The following is a 938-nucleotide window of genomic DNA, read 5'->3' on the forward strand; positions in this document are numbered from 1 at the left end:
GCTAGGCCGTGTCTGATAATTGATCTTGTGGTGGGTCGTGGTGAGCTGACGGATGCGGTGTGGGAGCGGATAGCCCCGCTGTTGCCTGGTGTGGATGGTCGTGGGCGGCCGTGGCGGGATCACCGGCAGGTGATCAACGGGGTGCTGTGGCGGTTGCGGACCGGTGCCCCGTGGCGTGACCTGCCCGAACGGTACGGGCCGTGGCAGACGGTCTATGAACGGTTCGCTCGCTGGGAAGCGGACGGTACCTGGGCCCGCCTGCTCGAAGAGGTCCGGGTCCGTGACGACTCCGTCGGGGCCGTGGAATGGGCTGTGTCGGTCGACTCCACGATCAGCCGGGCTCACCAGCACGCCGCCGGCGCCCGCAAAAGGGGGCGGCGGCGGGGGACGAACTGGAAGATCCGGCACGCGCGTCGGCTGGCCAGGCGCTCGGGCGGTCCCGCGGCGGGCTGACGACGAAGGTCCATCTCGCCTGCGACGGCCGGGGCCTGCCCCTGGCCGTGGTCGTCACGTCCGGCAACGTCAACGACTCCACCGTTTTCGACGCGGTCATGGACGAGGTGAGAGTGCCCCGGGCCGGTGCCGGGCGGCCCCGCCGCAGACCTGATGCGGTCATCGCGGACAAGGCGTACTCGTCCCGGGCGATCCGTCAGACCCTGCGCAGGCGGGGCATCCGGGCGGTGATCCCGGAGCGGGCGGATCAAAAGGCCAACCGCCTGCGGCGTGGGAAGGCCGGCGGCAGACCGCCGGCCTTCGACCGCGAGGCCTACAAGGCCCGCAACGTGGTCGAACGCTGCTTCGGCCGTCTCAAGCAGTTCCGCGCGATCGCCACACGCTTCGACAAACTCGCCGCCCGCTACAAGGCCGGAGTCCACCTCGCCGCACTCATCCTCTGGCTCCGCGAACCCACCCAAGACCCTTTGTCAGACACGGCTTAG

1 protein-coding gene is annotated in these 938 nt (G+C 69.9%); it reads left to right on the forward strand.

Going from position 1 to position 938, the window contains the following annotated elements:
• The first annotated feature begins 27 nt into the window (after positions 1 to 27).
• A protein-coding gene (locus DTL70_RS00755) for an IS5 family transposase (RefSeq protein WP_181860710.1) occupies positions 28 to 938 on the forward strand; the annotation gives its coding sequence in 2 pieces (ribosomal slippage) (positions 28 to 367 and positions 367 to 938; 912 coding nt in all).

This window comes from Streptomyces diacarni, from assembly GCF_003323715.1.
Taxonomy (GTDB): Bacteria; Actinomycetota; Actinomycetes; order Streptomycetales; family Streptomycetaceae; genus Streptomyces; species Streptomyces diacarni.